This is a genomic window from Nocardia vaccinii NBRC 15922, from assembly GCF_001613305.1.
GTDB lineage: Bacteria > Actinomycetota > Actinomycetes > Mycobacteriales > Mycobacteriaceae > Nocardia > Nocardia vaccinii.
Genome location: NZ_BDCC01000126.1, coordinates 1 through 1,513, shown reverse-complemented (window position 1 = coordinate 1,513; position 1,513 = coordinate 1). Strand labels below are relative to the sequence as shown.

The following is a 1,513-nucleotide window of genomic DNA, read 5'->3' as shown; positions in this document are numbered from 1 at the left end:
CGATGAGACACCCTCTGTCAACCTCATGCCGCGGACAGTGCGTTGAGCGCGCGTTCGCGGTTGCGGAGGTGGACTTTTTCGTCGTAGCGGACGTTTTTGGTGAGGCAGTGCCAGAGTATTTCGAGCCATCGGTTGGCGAGCGCTCGCAGGGCGCTGTGGTGGCCTTTCTTGGCGGCGATTTTGGCGTCGTAGAACTGTCGTGCCCATCCGGACCATTTCAGGCTGCAGAACGCCCATTGGTGGACCGCGGTGCCGAGGTATCGGTTGTGGGCCAGGCGCCTGGCAACGACGAATTCGCTGCGTCCGGATCGGCGGGTCACCGGCGCTGTCCCGGCGTAGCACTGCAAGCCGCCGGGGGTGTCGAACTGCTCGATGTGGTCCCCGATTTCCCCGGCGATCCGGGCGGCGAGCCGGTCTCCGAGTCCGGGGAAACTCAGGTAGATCTCACCGCCCGGTATCGCTTTTCCCGGATCGGGGTCCTTCGGCAGCTTCGCGCGTCCGTAGCGGGGCGAGCCCAGCAGCAGCTCGCCCATGCGTCGTTCCCATTCCTTGCGGGCTTGGCGCAATGCCAGCAATTGGGTCGCGGTCAACGCGATCGTCGTGGTTTTCGCGCGCACCAGATAGTCCTTCGCCGGCAGCTGCTCGCGGGCCAGGGCATCGGTGACTCTCGCGGCGAATTTGGCCGGCCAGCCGTGTTGGGCGGCGCGGGCGAAAGCCTCGATCTCGTGGCCGCTCACAGCGGCGAGTTGGTCGTGAGAAGGCCAGCGGGCCAGCAGCTTCAGCACGATAGGCGACCCGAGATCCTCCCCTGCCAGTGCCAAACCGGCCGGGAAACAGGTGATCAGATCGGCGCGCAGCCGGTTCAGCAGTCTGCGTTCGTCGCGGGCGGCGCGTTCGTCGTCGCGGGCGATGGCGCGCAATTCACCGGCGATGTCGCCATGGGGAATCAGTTTCCGCAGCTCGATGAACTGGTCCAGCGCCAGCAAACAGCAGATTCTCGCGTCCTCGGCGTCGTCTTTCTTTTTCGCCGGTCCGCGTCGGCGCGCCACGAGATCCGGGTTGACCGGCAGCACCGTGAAACCGGCATCGACCAATGCCTCGACGAGCAGACCGTGCCGAGTCTCCAACACGACTCGGACTTCGGAAGGGTCGGCCTCCAGTCGAAGACACCGCTCAACCAGACCATCGACCCCTTTCGCGGTGTGGTCGATCCGGAATTGCTCGATCACACCCGCACCGGGCCGACCCAGAGCCACGTCGTGAAACGACTCCGCCCAATCGATCCCCACTGCAAGCAAGTAACTCGACTCCTCTCACGCACACACAGAAAACAACTGGAGCGGGAGGCTACGCGTCGTGCTGATAAACCAGTCCTCACCGGGACGACACCCTCGAAGACGACCTGCCTCCAGCTAAAACCTCCAGGGACGCGGTCTCATTTCAGTCTTCAAAAGACAAGCGCCACAAGCATTCCCCGGAGGTCCCAGCCATGAAAGAAGGTACAGGTATCAGC

General features: G+C 63.8%; 1 protein-coding gene. It reads right to left on the bottom strand.

Annotated features, from left to right (window positions below):
- Positions 1-23 precede the first annotated feature (23 nt).
- Positions 24-1,289 (bottom strand): IS110 family transposase, encoded by a 1,266-nt coding sequence (locus NV1_RS41600; protein ID WP_245714206.1) that lies wholly within the window; start codon positions 1,287-1,289, stop codon positions 24-26.
- Positions 1,290-1,513: the final 224 nt, after the last annotated feature.